14 protein-coding genes and 2 tRNA genes are annotated in these 14,397 nt (G+C 68.9%); 10 read left to right on the plus strand and 6 right to left on the minus strand.

The genetic code is table 11. The features are described 5' to 3' along the window. The coding region (locus tag DBR36_RS05450) for a DUF2254 family protein (RefSeq protein WP_219927618.1) at positions 1-742 on the minus strand (742 nt) is incomplete at its 3' end. 83 nt (positions 743-825) lie between these two features. Between DBR36_RS05450 and DBR36_RS05455 the strand changes: the two genes are divergently transcribed. The 3 genes from DBR36_RS05455 (at position 826) to DBR36_RS05465 (ending at position 2,604) form a co-directional block, all read left to right on the plus strand. After that, positions 826-913 (plus strand) — tRNA-Ser (locus DBR36_RS05455). Between the two features lie 222 nt (positions 914-1,135). Beyond that, the gene (locus DBR36_RS05460; RefSeq protein ID WP_108317915.1) at positions 1,136-2,422 is read left to right on the plus strand and encodes an LCP family protein; all 1,287 of its coding nucleotides are present in this window, start codon (positions 1,136-1,138) and stop codon (positions 2,420-2,422) included. 93 nt (positions 2,423-2,515) lie between these two features. After that, positions 2,516-2,604 (plus strand) — tRNA-Ser (locus DBR36_RS05465). Positions 2,605-2,649: 45 nt separating this feature from the next. Here the strand turns inward: DBR36_RS05465 and DBR36_RS05470 are convergent. From DBR36_RS05470 to DBR36_RS05480, 3 genes are read right to left on the minus strand one after another with little or no spacing between them, the layout of a single operon-like run. Further along, positions 2,650-2,910 (minus strand): DUF6510 family protein, encoded by a 261-nt coding sequence (locus DBR36_RS05470; protein ID WP_108317916.1) that lies wholly within the window; start codon positions 2,908-2,910, stop codon positions 2,650-2,652. After that, positions 2,910-3,638, minus strand: a complete 729-nt coding sequence (locus tag DBR36_RS05475; protein ID WP_258222579.1) for an FAD-binding oxidoreductase — start codon at positions 3,636-3,638, stop codon at positions 2,910-2,912. The genes DBR36_RS05470 and DBR36_RS05475 overlap by 1 nt, the downstream gene beginning before the upstream one ends. Continuing rightward, entirely contained in the window at positions 3,635-4,225 is a 591-nt protein-coding gene (locus DBR36_RS05480; protein ID WP_108317918.1) for a molybdopterin-dependent oxidoreductase, read from the minus strand. Before DBR36_RS05480 ends, DBR36_RS05475 begins: the two co-directional genes overlap by 4 nt. A gap of 176 nt (positions 4,226-4,401) precedes the next feature. On the opposite strand from DBR36_RS05480, the gene DBR36_RS05485 reads away from it, so the two are divergent. After that, a complete protein-coding gene (locus tag DBR36_RS05485; protein ID WP_108317919.1) occupies positions 4,402-5,292 on the plus strand; it encodes a DUF808 domain-containing protein in 891 nt (296 codons plus the stop codon). 21 nt (positions 5,293-5,313) lie between these two features. On the opposite strand, the gene DBR36_RS05490 is transcribed toward DBR36_RS05485, so the two are convergent. Both DBR36_RS05490 and DBR36_RS05495 read right to left on the minus strand, forming a co-directional pair. Further along, positions 5,314-5,874: a flavin reductase family protein gene (locus tag DBR36_RS05490; RefSeq protein WP_108317920.1), complete on the minus strand. Its 561-nt coding sequence runs from the start codon at positions 5,872-5,874 to the stop codon at positions 5,314-5,316. A gap of 100 nt (positions 5,875-5,974) precedes the next feature. Beyond that, complete coding sequence (locus DBR36_RS05495; protein WP_108317921.1) at positions 5,975-6,577, minus strand: hypothetical protein; 603 nt, start codon at positions 6,575-6,577, stop codon at positions 5,975-5,977. A 272-nt stretch (positions 6,578-6,849) separates the two neighbouring features. Here DBR36_RS05495 and DBR36_RS05500 point away from each other — a divergent pair, with 272 nt between their 5' ends. The 6 genes from DBR36_RS05500 to DBR36_RS05525 all read left to right on the plus strand — a co-directional run bounded on the left by DBR36_RS05500 (position 6,850) and on the right by DBR36_RS05525 (position 14,240). Further along, complete coding sequence (locus DBR36_RS05500; RefSeq protein ID WP_108317922.1) at positions 6,850-7,836, plus strand: ABC transporter substrate-binding protein; 987 nt, start codon at positions 6,850-6,852, stop codon at positions 7,834-7,836. Between the two features lie 118 nt (positions 7,837-7,954). Then, complete coding sequence (locus DBR36_RS05505; protein ID WP_243393041.1) at positions 7,955-9,541, plus strand: sugar ABC transporter ATP-binding protein; 1,587 nt, start codon at positions 7,955-7,957, stop codon at positions 9,539-9,541. Then, positions 9,538-10,581, plus strand: a complete 1,044-nt coding sequence (locus DBR36_RS05510) for an ABC transporter permease (protein WP_108317923.1) — start codon at positions 9,538-9,540, stop codon at positions 10,579-10,581. Before DBR36_RS05505 ends, DBR36_RS05510 begins: the two co-directional genes overlap by 4 nt. Then, a complete protein-coding gene (locus tag DBR36_RS05515; RefSeq protein ID WP_108317924.1) occupies positions 10,581-11,600 on the plus strand; it encodes a sugar ABC transporter permease YjfF in 1,020 nt (339 codons plus the stop codon). The genes DBR36_RS05510 and DBR36_RS05515 overlap by 1 nt, the downstream gene beginning before the upstream one ends. A gap of 77 nt (positions 11,601-11,677) precedes the next feature. Continuing rightward, positions 11,678-13,213 carry a sugar ABC transporter ATP-binding protein gene (locus DBR36_RS05520; RefSeq protein WP_258222580.1) on the plus strand — a complete coding sequence of 512 codons (1,536 nt, stop codon included), beginning with the start codon at positions 11,678-11,680 and terminating at the stop codon, positions 13,211-13,213. Then, positions 13,206-14,240 (plus strand): LacI family DNA-binding transcriptional regulator, encoded by a 1,035-nt coding sequence (locus DBR36_RS05525; RefSeq protein WP_108317925.1) that lies wholly within the window; start codon positions 13,206-13,208, stop codon positions 14,238-14,240. Before DBR36_RS05520 ends, DBR36_RS05525 begins: the two co-directional genes overlap by 8 nt. Positions 14,241-14,397 lie beyond the last annotated feature (157 nt).

Below are 14,397 nucleotides of genomic sequence, written 5' to 3' on the forward strand. Positions count from 1 at the left end.
GGACGCGCGCGTCGGCGATGCGCCCGGGGGTGGCCCGCACGTGCACCGCGACGTCGTGCTGCCGGGCGAGGCGGTCGAGTCCGGCGACGTCGACGTGCGTGACGTAGCCGACCTCGTCGGCGTGCACGGCGACCGCGCCGCGGGGGATCGCGACGGCGGCGTGCGCCTGCAGGGTCGGGTGCGTCGCGTGCGTCTCGAGCGAGACGGTGGCGGCCTTCTCGACCCGGTCGATGACGTCGGCCATGCGTCCGAAGGTCGACAGGTGCGAGATCCAGCGCAGCAGGGTGACGACGACGATCGCGATGATGACGAGCGTCGCGACGAAGAGGATCGTGCGCCCCTGGCTCTCGTAGTACCCGGTCGACAGGGCGACGATGCCGACGAGCGAGAAGGCGAACGCGCCGACGAAGGTCGACACGGCGTTCTGCGACGTGGGATCGGCGATCAGTAGGGGCGTGGACCGCGGGGTGGCGGTCGTCGTCGCCGACGAGAAGGCCGTGACCATCGCCGTCACCGAGAACGTGCTGACGGTGAGCATGGCGGTGGCGATGATCTGCAGCAGCTCGTCGACGGCGCCGTCGGCCAGACCGAACCGGAACGAGAACGGCAGCAGCGGACCGACGAACCGCGCCGCGAGGGCGACCACGATGGCAATCAAGGTGAACAGCGCGGCGCGCACCCACACCTGACTCCCCAGACGGAGGAAGAGGGATGCCAAGGGGCTGCGCGCGATCGTGGCCATGTCTCGACGCTATCCGCCGCCGATAATCTGGCTCGGGGCCTGGACGAGGGCCCCCGACACCCTGGGTAGACTCGGGGCGTCCGGGAGGGTTGTCCGAGCGGCCGATGGACCTGGTCTTGAAAACCAGTGGGCAGCAATGTCCCGTGGGTTCGAATCCCACACCCTCCGCCACATGGCGTCAGTCGAACCCCGCCCGAACGAGAGTTCGGGCGGGGACGCCTACCGTCGCTGAATCGCTCCCGAAGCGATCGTCCACACGGGGTCACGCCGGGTGAAACGCCCGATCTTCACGGCATTCACAGCACGGGATCCCTAGTATGGCTCCGACCTCGGGCCTCGCCGCACGGGTCGACGCGTCGCCGGGCCGGCGGCATCCGTCACGGAAGGACCCGAGTGAGAAAGAACATCACCCCGCGCCGTCAACGCACGGTCGCACGTCACGGGCGGTTGACCTCGCCCGGGCCCGTCGCGCAGCTGATGCGCGGCGTCGCGATCCTCCTGGCGGTCGTGCTGGTCTCGGGCGGCACTGTCCTGGCCTACGCCGCCGCCGACCTGACCCGCAGCTTCACCGCCGACGCCGTCGAGCTCAAGGGCCAGCCCGCCGTCCCGCCCGACCTGGGCGAACTCGAGGGCGGGGTGAACATGCTGCTGGTGGGTACCGATGAGTGCGAACCCGACTTCGCCCAGTACTTCGGCGAGCGGTGCTCGGGGCCCGACTCCGAGGGCAACCTCAACGACGTGAACATGCTCGTGCACATCTCGGACGCTCCGCGCCGGGTCACGGTCATCTCGTTCCCGCGCGACCTGATGGCTCCGATCCCCTCGTGCACGGATGCCGACGGCGTCGAGCACTCCGCGATGCGCAAGCAGCAGATCAACAGCGCCTTCATGTACGGCGGGCTGTCGTGCGTCGTCCAGACGGTGTCCGAGCTCAGCGGCCTCGAGATCCCGTTCGCCGCCAAGGTGAGCTTCGGTGGCGTCATCAACATCACCGACGCGATCGGCGGCGTCGACGTCTGCATCGCGAACGGCATCAAAGACCCGTACACCGGCATCGACTGGCCGGCCGGGATGCGGGAGGTGAAGGGACTCGACGCCCTGCAGTTCCTCCGCACCCGCCACGGCGTCGGCGACGGCGGTGACCTCGGCCGCATCTCGAACCAGCAGCAGTACATGTCGCGTCTGGCGAACAAGCTCAAGAGCCAAGAGGTGCTGTCGAACCCCGCGACGCTGTACAAGCTCGCGTCGACCGCGCTGCGCAACGTCGACCCGTCGACATCGCTCACCAACCCGCTGACGCTCGTTCAGATCGCCTCCGCGGTCAAGGACGTCCCCTTCAGTGAGATCGTCTTCATCCAGTACCCGACCTACACCGATCCCGACAACCCCAACCGCGTCGTCCCCGACACTGAGGACGCCGACACGTTGTGGGCCGCGCTCGCCGCGAACCAGCCGCTCGAGCTATCGGGCAAGCTCAGCGACGGTAACGGCGTGGTCGTCGACGAGAGCGCCACCCCGGCGCCGTCCGAAACCCCCGCGCCGGTCGAGACGGCTGCCCCGGTTCCGTCCGACTCTGCGCAGCCCACCCCGGCCCCCACCTCGGGCGCCGTGGTCCTGCCCGACGGTATCGCCGGTCAGACCGCCGCCCAGGCCACCTGCTCGAACGGCAACGTGCGCTGACCCGATCCGCCCGGCATCCGATCTCGGTTTCGGATGCCGGGCGGCATCCGGTTAGTATGGACCGGTGTGCTCGCGCGAACAGCGTGATCACCTGGAGACGTCGCATAGTCAGGCCTAGTGCACCACCCTGCTAAGGTGGAGTCCCCGTAAGGGGACCGAGGGTTCAAATCCCTCCGTCTCCGCCGAAAAAGCCCCGGTTCGCCGGGGCTTTTCGCGTCCCGCGGCCGTCAGCGCGGTCGAACCTCCAGGCCGTCGAGGCCCGGCATCCCGACCCACGAACGCCCATCGCCCCTGTCGACGATGGTCAGCAGGACGCCGTCGCAGCCGCGGCAGCGCGCCACCAAGCCCATTTCGCTGGCGAACACGACGACGTCAGCGAGCACGCCACGTGCCCCGCAGTGGCGACAGCGGGCGGCGGAGGTGGTGGCATCCCCTCCGAAGAGGTCGTCGAGCCGCCCGGCGAGGACGTTGCCGTCCAGAACGCCCATCACGACCCTCCGAACCTCTCGGTGCGCACGCGCGCCGGGTCGTGCCCGCCCGCCAGCAACCACTGCGAGACGGCCTCGACGAACGGGGTGGGGCCGCAGACGTACACGCGCGGAGCACGTTCGGAAGGAAGGGCGAGGGCGCGCAGGCGTTCCGGAGTCAGCCGCCCCACGGGGGTGGGGGAGTCGGCCGGTGCTGCCCGTGTGTACACGACGTCGAGATCGACCGAGGTCGCGAGCGCCCGCAGCTCCTCGGCGAAGAACACGTCGTCCGGGGACCGCACCGAGTACAGCAGGCGGAACTCCGTCGCGTCCGCCGCCTCGACGTGCGCGGATGCCATCGCGAACAGCGGGACCACCCCGGAACCGCCCGCGATCAACTGGACGGGCGAGGGATCGTCCGACGGCGTCCACACGAAGAACGCCCCCAGCGGGCCGTGCACCTCGAGGCGGTCTCCATCGCGCAGCTCGTGGACGAGGAAGGGCGACACCTCGCCGTCGGGCACCTCGTCGACCGCGAGCATGATCCGCGTTCCCTCGCCCGACGAGGCGACCGAGTACGACCGGCTCGCCTGATAGCCGTCCGGCGCGGTCAACCGCACGTCCAGGTGGGCCCCCGCGTCGTTGCCGGGCCAGGTGGGCACGTCCAGCTCGATACGGCGGGCGGTGGTCGTCTCGGGGCGCGTTCCGACGACGGTCGCCGCGTGCCAGGATGCCGTCCGGCGGTTCACCCGTAGCGTTCCTCGCGCCAGGGGTCGCCGTGCAGGTGGTAGCCGTTCTGCTCCCAGAAGCCTGGCTTGTCGGAGGGCATGGTGACCAGGCCCTGCACCCATTTGGCGCTCTTCCAGAAGTACAGGTGCGGCACGAGCAGTCGGGCGGGTCCACCGTGCTCGGGGGTGAGCGGAGCGCCGTCGGCCTCGAAGGCGATCCAGCTCCTGCCACCGAGCAGATCGTCGAGAGCGAGGTTCGTGGTGTACCCGCCGAAAGAGTGCACCATCGCGTACCGGTGGTCGGTCTCGACCTCGGCGAACAGCCGGTCCAGCGATACCCCGCGCCACGGCATGTCGAACCGGGTCCAGTGGGTGACGCAGTGTATGTCGACGGTGATGTCGTCCACACCCAGGGCCTCGAGGTCGGCGCGGCTCCACCGGTGCACGCCGTTCTCGGTGCCGATGACGAATTCCCAGCTGTCCGCGGCGACGGTCGGAGTCGGGCCCGCCGAGAGCACCGGCCAGTCGCTCACCGACGTCTGGCCGGGCGGCAGCCTCGGATCGCGCTCGCGGCGGCGGCCCGAGAACCCGCGGGTGATGAACGACATGGCATCCCCTTCACTCGATCACAGCGCTGGCTTCACCCTAGCGACGGTCGGCCCCGCCTCGACAGGGAGGGATGCCGCGACCCGCGCGCGAGGCCCTCTCGGCGTCGACGTGCGCCCGATAGTCTCGGGTGCGCGGCCCGCACGTGTCCGCACCCTCGTCCCCGGGAGAAGAACGCATGTCGGTCGGTCTGCTCGCCGTCGTCGATGACATCCTCAGCGCGGCCATGCGCGCCAGCGCCAAGACGGCCGGCGTCGTCATCGACGACGCGGCCGTGACCCCCCAGTACGTGCAGGGGCTGACGCCCGCGCGCGAGCTCCCGGTGGTGTGGAAGATCGCGCTCGGCAGCATCATCAACAAGTACGTGATCATCATCCCGATCGCGCTGCTGCTGACCGCTTTCGCCCCGTGGGTTCTGCCGTTCCTGCTCATCATCGGCGGTGGGTTCCTGTGCTTCGAGGGCGCCGAGAAGGTGCTCGAGTGGTTCGGCGTGCATCACGAGGCCCACGACGAAGACGCCCCGCGCGACGAGAAGAAGCTGGTCTTCGGTGCCGTGCGCACCGACCTCATCCTCAGCACCGAGATCATGCTCATCGCGCTGACGAGCCTCGACCCCGGCTTCGGCATCTGGATGACGCTGGGCGCGCTGCTCGTCATCGGCCTGGCCATGACGGTCGTCGTCTACGGGGCCGTCGCCCTGCTGGTCAAGATCGACGACATCGGTCTGCGCTTCATGAAGAGCGAGTCGCGCGGCGTGCGCCGATTCGGGGCCCGGGTCGTGGCATCCATGCCCACGGTGTTCCGTGTGATCAGCATCGTCGGTACCGTCGCGATGCTGTGGGTGGGGGGTCACCTCGTGCTGCAGAACCTCGCCGAGACCTTCTGGCACGGCCCCTACGACGTGGTCCACCTCGTCACGCACGCGATCGAGGCGGCGGGTCCCGTCGTGGTGTGGATCGTCGAGACGGCGATGTCGGCCGTGTTCGGCCTCGTGCTCGGGCTGATCATCGTCGCGGTCGTCACGGGGATCCAGCGCATGGTGCGGCGAGGAGCCCCCGCCGCGCACTGATCTCGCGGGTGCCGCGGCTCGTCAGTCCAGGCGGGAGTGCTCGCCCAGACGGTGCCAGGAGCGGTTGTGGTACACCAGGGCGGCCCCCGACTCGCCGGGCTCGAGGTCGCGCTCGACGTCGACCTGAAGTGCCTGTGCGGCGATGACGGTGGAGCCGCCGGCATCCATCCGGCTGACGATCTTGCACCGGAGCCAGGCGCGCACGCCGTGATAGACCGGCTCGCCGGTCGCCAGGCGCGACCACGTCGAGGTGTCGGCGAAGCGGTCCAGGCCGCTGGTGGCACCCGCGCGTGCAAGGCCGATGTCCTCGGCGTCGAGCAGGTGCACCACGATGGTGTCGGCCGCGATGATCGTGGGCGTGGCCGACGAAAGGGCCGAGACCGAGAAGATCAGCAGCGGCGGGTCGGCACTGACCGAAGAGACGGACGAGGCCGTGAGGGCGACGGGGCCGTGCTCGCCGTAGGCGGTGATCACGGCGATGCCGCCCGGGTGGCCCCGGAAGGCGCGCTTGAAGTCGTCCGCCGAGACCGAGGTGCCGATGGCGGGCGTGCTCTCGGGGGTGTTGTGGGGGAGCGAGGTCATGCCTTCGACGCTAGCCGTTCGCCACGGTCGCGGCGCCGACGAGGAAACATCGCGACATGCGGGCCGGTCGCGAGGGACCGGACCCGCATGTCGCGACCTCTCACATTCCGTCGGCGATCATCGCCCAGATGATCTGGACGTGGCGGTCGGCGTTGACGTCGGACATCTCGTCGTCGTAGTTGAGTCCGTAGGGCCAGATGTGCGAGCCGCCGCAGTTGAGCACGGCCCCGGCGCCGTCGAACTCGGCCAGCTTGGCTTTCGCGTTCGGTCCGGTCCACTGCCCGTTCTGACACATCGCGTACCAGGCGTCTGCGGTGCCGTTGCCGACGGTGTGCGAGATCTCGTGCAGCGCGGTGCGCTCCTGCATGAAGCCGCGGTTCTCGCCGAACCGGATGGTGCCGTCGATGCTCGCCTCGGCGGTGGGCACGCCCGGCACGTAGTACACGTTCAGGTGCCGGTCGAAGTCGCTGAACTCGTTGTATCGGGCGACGGCGGCGTCCATCGCGGCGCGGATCCGCGCGTAGGCGTCGGCCTGGTCGGCGGTGGGGGATGCCTCTTCGTACAGCGTGTACGTGAGGCGCCCGGCCGCTTCGGCGGGGGCGGCGTTCACCACCACCGGCGTCACCGCCGTGGCCAGAGCGAGGGCTCCGGCCAGGACGAGGCGGCGGAGCGAGCGGGTACGGGATCGGGGGATATCCGTCATCAGTTTCTCCTTCGGGAAGAGCGACAGCGTCGTCGCTGCTCGGAAACGTAGGACGGTGCTTGCCAAAACGGCAGGGCAGGGCCATATTTCTCATACAGTTCTCATCTTTGTGAGGCTTCACATCGACCTCCTGGTGCCTCGTCGTGACCATTCCGTTGCCAAGTCTTTCTTGACAGAACGCGTTGTGTGAGCGCTAACATTCATCAACGGCTCACCCGAGAGCTGCATCACATGACCCGGCACAGTGGCCGGCGAAACGAGGAGGTTTCACCATGAAGGCGAAGAAGATCATCGCGGGAGTCGCGCTCCTGGGCGCTCTCGCCCTGACCGCGACCGGTTGCGCGGGCGGCGGCGGTGCCGCGGCAGGCGGCAACGGCGGTGGCGACGGCGTCATCACGGTCGGTTTCGCTCAGACCGGCTCCGAGAGCGGCTGGCGCAGCGCCAACACCGAGTCCATGAAAGAGGCGTTCAGCGAGGCCAACGGCTTCAACCTCGTCTTCAACGCGGCCGACAACAAGCCCGAGGCGCAGATCGCCGCGGTGCGCAGCTTCATCAACCAGGGTGTGGACGCCATCGTGCTCGCCCCCATCGTCACCGACGGTTGGGACGACGTGCTGCAGGAGGCGAAGGATGCCAACATCCCGGTCATCCTCGAGGACCGCACCGTCTCGGCGTCGAAGGACCTCTACGCCAGCTGGATCGGCCTGGACTTCAAGAAGGAGGGCGAGACCGCAGGTAAGTGGGTCGCCGACAACTTCGGCTCCACGCCCACCAACCTGGTCGTTCTCGAGGGCACGACCGGTTCGTCGGCCGCGACCGACCGCGCCGCGGGCTTCGACTCCGCGATCGCCGGCACCGACATCAAGGTGCTCGACTCGCAGACGGGTAACTTCACCCGGGCCGACGGCAAGACCGTCATGGAGGGCTTCCTGCAGAAGTACGGCTCGCAGATCAACGTGCTCTTCGCGCACAACGACGACATGGGCCTCGGCGCCCTCGAGGCCATCAAGGCCGCGGGTCTCAAGCCCGGCACCGACATCAAGATCGTCACGATCGACGCGGTCAAGGACGGCATGACCGCCCTGGCCAACGGCGAGTTCAACTACATCGTCGAGTGCAACCCCCTGCTGGGCGAGAAGACGGCCGAGGTCGTCAAGAAGGTCGTGGCCGGTGAGTCCGTCGACAAGCAGTACATCGTCGAGGACCAGGCCTTCGACCAGGAGCAGGCCAAGAAGGTTCTGGACAGCCGTCCCTACTGATCCAGACACCCCCCGCTGACGGCGTTCCCCGACGCCTGACGCAACCTCCCCCGGTGTGCGGGGCCGGACTCCCCGACCGGCCCCGCACACCCCATGACTCTTCAGAAAGCGGTCGGACATGACTTCCGAACGTGCTGCCGTCGTCGCCATGCGCGGCATCAGCATCCAGTTCCCCGGTGTGAAGGCGCTCGACGGCGTCGACTTCACGCTCTACGCCGGCGAGGTCCACTCCCTCATGGGAGAGAACGGCGCCGGAAAGTCCACCCTCATCAAGGCCCTGACGGGTGTCTACGGCATCGACGAGGGGACGATCCGCGTCGACGGGCAGGAGCGGCAGTTCCGCTCCACCGCCGACGCTCAGGCCGCGGGAATCGCGACGGTCTACCAAGAGGTCAACCTCTGTCAGAACCTCACGGTCGGCGAGAACGTCATGCTCGGCAACGAGATCCGCCGCGCGGGCATGCTGGACTGGAAGGCCACGCACGCCGCCGCCGCGAAGTACCTCGCCGAATTGGGCGTCCACATCGACACGCGGTCGATCCTCGCCAGCCACTCGATCGCCGTCCAGCAGCTCGTCGCCATCAGTCGCGCCATGGTCGTCGACACCAAGGTCCTGGTGCTGGACGAGCCCACCTCGAGCCTCGACCGCGGTGAGGTCGAGCAGTTGTTCGGCGTCATCCGCGATCTGCGCGATCGCGGTGTCGCGATCCTCTTCGTCTCGCACTTCCTCGACCAGATCTACGAGATCTCGGACCGACTCACCGTGCTGCGCAACGGCACCCTCGTGGGGGAGTACCCCGTCGAGGAGCTCGGCCGCGAACAGCTCGTCGCCAAGATGATCGGGCGCGAGCTGGGCGAACTGGATGCCATCTCGGCCAGCGCCGAGCGAGCCATCGACCGCTCCGGCACCCCCGTGCTGCACGCGGTCTCGCTCGCCCGCAAGAACGCCCTCGAACCGGTCGACCTCGACGTCTATCCCGGCGAGGTGGTCGGTCTCGCGGGTCTTCTCGGCTCGGGCCGCACCGAACTCGCTCGTCTCATCGCCGGCGCGGACCGCGCCGATGACGGTCGCCTCGAGGTCAGCGGTACCGGCGCACGCCTGGGCTCTCCGCGTCACGCCCTCGACCGCGGCGTCGCGTTCTCGTCCGAGGACCGTCGCGCCGAGGGCATCGTCGGCGACCTGACCGTCGCCGAGAACATCATCCTCGGCGTGCAGGCTCGTCGCGGCGCCCTGCGCCGCATCAGCGCGGCCGAGAAGGCGGCGATCGTCGACGAGTACATCACCGCGCTGGGCGTGCGCCCGGCCAACCCGAACGCACTCATCCGCAACCTCTCCGGCGGCAACCAGCAGAAGGTCCTGCTCGCGCGGTGGCTCGCCACCGCCCCGGAGCTGCTGATCCTCGACGAGCCGACCCGCGGCATCGACGTCGGCGCCAAGGCCGACATCCAGCGCAAGGTGGCCGAGCTCGCCGAGAAGGGACTGGCGGTCATCTTCATCTCCTCGGAGCTCGAAGAGGTGCTGCGTCTCGCTCAGCGTGTCGCCGTTCTGCGCGACCGTCGTAAGATCGGCGAGCTGGCCACCCGTGACGTCGACCTCGACGGGCTGGTCGCCTACATCGCCGAAGGCCAGTCCGAGGCGGTCACCGCCGCAGGACCGCACCCCACGCCCGAGACACTGTCGTCCGATCGGGAGAAGATCGCATGAAGAAATTCCTCAGCCACCGCCTCGTCTGGCCGATCGCGGCCCTCGTGGCGCTGATCGCCGTCAACACCATCTCGCGCCCGTCGTTCCTCAGCATCACGATGCAGAACGGACAGTTCTACGGGTCGCTGATCGACATCCTCCGCAACAGCGCTCCGCTCATGCTCGTCGCCCTCGGTATGACCCTGGTCATCGCGACGCGCGGCATCGACCTGTCGGTCGGCGCCATCATGGCGGTGTCCGGTGCGGTCGCCCTCACCGTCATCGAGGCCTCGCCGGATCCCGGCAACCTCGGCGTGGTCTTCACCGCCATCGCCGCGGCCGTCGGAGTGGCCCTGCTGCTCGGCGTCTGGAACGGCTTCCTCGTGTCGGTGCTCGGCATTCAACCGATCATCGCCACCCTGGTGCTGATGCTCGCCGGCCGCGGCGTCGCCCTGCTGATCACGGGCGGCTTCATCACGACCATCAACAGCGACCCGTACAAGTTCATCGCCGGTGGCTACGTCTTCGGTCTGCCGTTCGCCTTCTTCGTCGCGATCGCCGCGGTGGTCATCGTCGGTGTACTCGAGCGTCGCACGGCCCTCGGCATGCTCACCGAGGCCGTCGGCATCAACCCCGAGGCGAGCCGACTGGCCGGTGTCCGCTCCCGCGGCATCATCTGGGGCGCGTACATCGCCAGCGGAACCCTCGCCGGTATCGCCGGCATCCTTTACAGCTCGAACATCATGGCGGCCGACGCGAACGCCGCCGGTCTCTACATCGAACTGGATGCCATCCTCGCGGTCGTCCTCGGGGGTACCTCGCTGGCCGGCGGCAAGTTCAGCCTGGCGGGCACCGTCGTGGGCGTGTTCACGATCCAGACGCTCAAGAGCACCATCACCTTCCTGGGTGTCCCGCCCGCCGTCAGCCCGGTGTTCATGGCCGCGGCCGTGCTCATCGTCGTGCTCCTGCAGTCGCCTCGCTTCCGCGCCTTCTTCCAGACGGCCGGTCGCAACGCGCTGCGTCCCCTCACCCGACGTCCCGACGCAAAGGTGCTGTCCTGATGGTCACTCTCACTGAAGACCGACGCGTCGCGTCGTCCCCCGCGGGCTCGTACCGCCGTTTCCTCAGCCGCCACATCTCGTGGGTCCCGGTGTTCGCCGCCGTCGTCATCCTCGTGCTGATGATCGCGGGCTCGATGTGGTACTTCCCGAACTTCCAGCTGAACCGCATCCTGTCGTCCATCCTGCTCGACAACGCGTATCTGCTCGTCCTGGCCGTGGGCATGACCTTCGTCATCCTCACCGGGGGCATCGACCTGTCGGTGGGGGCGGTCATGGCCTTCACCGGCATCCTCTGCGCCAAGATGCTGGGCGACGGCGTGCCGGTCGCGGTCGCGATCCCCGCGATGGTGCTCATCGGCGCCGCGATCGGCCTGCTCATCGGCGTGCTCGTGCAATTCTTCGACGTGCAACCGTTCATCGCGTCGCTCGTGGGCATGTTCCTGGCCCGCGGCCTCGCCTTCGTGGTCAGCCTCGAGTCCATCAAGGTCGAGAACGACGGCCTGCTGTGGCTGCAGTCGACGCGCTTCTCGTTCGCGGGGTGGTACATCACCCCGACCGGCATCATCGCCCTGCTGACGGTCGCGCTCGCCGCGTTCGTGCTGCGCTACACGCGCTTCGGCCGCACCGTCTACGCGGTCGGCGGCAACGAGCAGTCGGCTCGTCTGATGGGTCTTCCGGTGGTGCGCGCGAAGCTCGCGGTGTACGTCATCAGCGGTATCTGCGCCGGTCTCGCGGGGATCGTCCTGACGGCGTACTCCGGCGCGGGTTACCCGCTGAACGGCGTGGGCACCGAGCTGGACACCATCGCCGCGGTCGTCATCGGCGGCACGCTGCTGACGGGCGGCAGCGGGTTCGTGGTGGGCTCCATGATCGGTGTCTTCGTCTACGGCCTCATCCGCACGATCATCTCGTTCTCGGGTGCCGAGCAGTCGTGGACCCGCATCACGGTCGGTGCGCTTCTGCTGCTCTTCGTGGTCGTCCAGCGGGTGATCGTCTCGCGCTCCGCCCTCAGTCGCTGACCCGCTCGCGCCGCGGCGGCCGAAAACACGCCCCGCGGTGTTAGCGCTCTCGCGTCGCGCGAGGCATGATGTACCTCATGCCCGCCACCGTCGCCCCGCCCCTCCTCGAGGTGCGCGGGGCGTCGGTGCGTTTCGGCGTCGAGTCGGCCCTGTCGGGCGTCGACTTCCTGCTCCGCGCCGGCGAGGTGCATTCGCTCATGGGCGAGAACGGCGCCGGCAAGTCCACGCTCATCAAGGCCATCACCGGCGCACTGCGGCTGGATTCCGGCGACATCCTGGTCGATGGGGTGCGCTGCCGTTTCTCCTCCCCCGCCGAGGCGCAGGCCGCCGGTATCTCCACGGTCTACCAAGAGATCGACCTGCTGCCCAACCTCACGGTCGCCGAGAACATCTGGCTGGGTCGTGAGCCCCGCCGCTGGGGGATCATCGATCACGCCGCGATGCGCGAGCACGCCGCAGCGGCCCTCTCCGCGCTCGGCGTCGAGGTCGACCCGGCCTCGGTGCTGTCGTCGCACCCCCTCGCGATCCAGCAGCTCGTCGCGATCGCGCGGGCCGTGTCGGTCGACGTCAAGGTCCTGGTGCTCGACGAGCCGACCTCGAGCCTCGACGCCGATGAGGTCGCCGAGCTCTTCCGCGTCATCCGCGAGCTCAAAGAGACCGGTATCGCGGTGGTTTTCGTCTCGCACTTCCTCGACCAGGTCTACGAGATCTGCGATCGGGTCACGGTTCTGCGCGGCGGCCGCCTCGTGGGCGAGTACGCCACGCGCGAGTTGCTGCGTATCGACCTCGTCGAGAAGATGCTGGGCGCCGCGGCCTCGTCGCTCGCGCCGATCGGGCAACGCGTGCTCGACGACGACGACAGCCCCTCGGTGATCGGTGCGCGCGGGATCGCCTCGGGCCCTCGTCTGAGAGAGGCCGACATCGATCTCGGCGAGGGCGAGGTCATCGGGGTGGCGGGCCTGCTCGGGTCCGGCCGCAGCGAGCTGGCGCGCGCGCTCACCGGCGTCGACCGCCCGACGACGGGCGACGTGACGATCGACGGGCAGCCCGTCCGGTTCACCTCGCCGCGCGACGCGATCGCGCAGCGGATCGCCTATTCGTCCGAGAACCGTCGTACCGAGGGCGTCATCGGCGATCTGAGCGTTCTCGACAACATCAGCCTCGCGCTGCAGGCGCAGTGCGGCATCTTCCACCGGCTGAGCACAGCCCGCCGCCGTGAGCTCGCGCACAGCTGGGTCGAGGCGCTGCACATCCGACCCGCCGACATCGACCGACCGGTGTCGACGCTGTCGGGCGGCAACCAGCAGAAGGTGCTGCTCGCGCGACTGCTGGCGCTTTCCCCGCGGGTGATCGTGCTCGACGAGCCGACGCGCGGGATCGATGTCGGCGCCAAGGCCGAGATCCAGCGCCTGGTGGGCGAGCTGTCCGACAACGGTCTCTCGATCATCTACATCTCAGCGGAGCTCGACGAGGTGCTGCGCGTCGCGCACCTGGTCGCGGTCATGCGCGACGGCGTCGTCGCGCAGATCGTGCCCGCCGTCGACCTGACACCTGACGCCCTCCTGGCTCTCGTGGCCAAGCCCGAGAGCCCGGAGGCGGGCGCCGATGACTGACGACAAACCCGCACGTACCGCCAACATCTTCGACGTCGCACGGCTCGCCGGGGTGTCCCATCAGACGGTGTCGCGCGTGCTCAACAACATGCCGAACGTGCGCCCGGCGACCCGCGCCCGCGTCGAGCAGGCGATCGCCCAGCTGCGTTACAGCCCGTCCCCGGCGGCGCGCGCTCTGGTCACGCGACGCACCCGCACCATCGGCCTCGTCCAGCCGGGGTCGGTCGACTACGGCCCGTCGTCGATCGCGATGAACTTCAATTTCGCCGCCCGCGCCGCCCGGTACAACGTCGACGCGATCAGCTCGCCCGAGAACGAGGTCGCCGCGGTGCGCTCCGCGATCGACGGTCTTCTCAAGCAGCGAGTGGATGCCATCGTCCTCATCGTGGTGGACACCGAGGTGCTGGCGGCGGTCCAGGCCCTCGAACTCGACATCCCGCTCGTCGCCGTCGCGACCACCAGCCGCCCGCACCCGCGCCTGGTGGCGATCGATCAGTACCGCGCCGCGCGCAGCGCCGTGCGGCACCTGCGCGAAGCGGGCTACGGCCCCATCCGCCACATCGCCGGACCAGCGCGCAACCCCGACGCCGTCGAACGTCTGCGGGGCTGGAGGGATGAGTTGGCGGCATCCCGGAGCGAAGCCATGGGTGTGGTCCACGGCGACTGGTCGGCCGCGAGCGGTTACCGGATCGCCGGCGAGGCCGACATCGCACCGGGGGAGGGCATCTTCGTCGCGAACGATCACATGGCCATCGGCGTGCTGTCGGCGCTTCGCGAGCGCGGGGTGCGGGTTCCCGCGGACGTCGGCGTGGTCGGCATCGACGATGTGCCCGAGGCGGCGTTCCTCTATCCGTCCTTGACGACCGTCCGCCAGGACTTCGCCGCCCTCGGCGAGATCCTCATGCAGAAGGTGCTCCTCGCCGTCGAAGAACCGGACACGGTGAGCGAGAGCACGCCGTTGCCGACGCGTCTGATCGTGCGCGACTCCGCGCCCATCGAGCGACCCGTCACGCGTTCCTCGCGCTGACGCGGCGCGCGTCGCGGCCGTCGTGGTGGACGGCGGGCCCCGGCCGTCGGTCGTTTCGGGATGCGCGGGTCGTTATCACTCCGTTGCGACGACCCTGTTGTGACAGTGACTGTGAGCGCTAACATGACGGGGACCGTCGACGTCGACGGTTTGCGAA

Origin of the sequence: Microbacterium sp. HMWF026 (assembly GCF_003061325.1) — a bacterium.
Lineage (GTDB): Bacteria > Actinomycetota > Actinomycetes > Actinomycetales > Microbacteriaceae > Microbacterium > Microbacterium testaceum_E.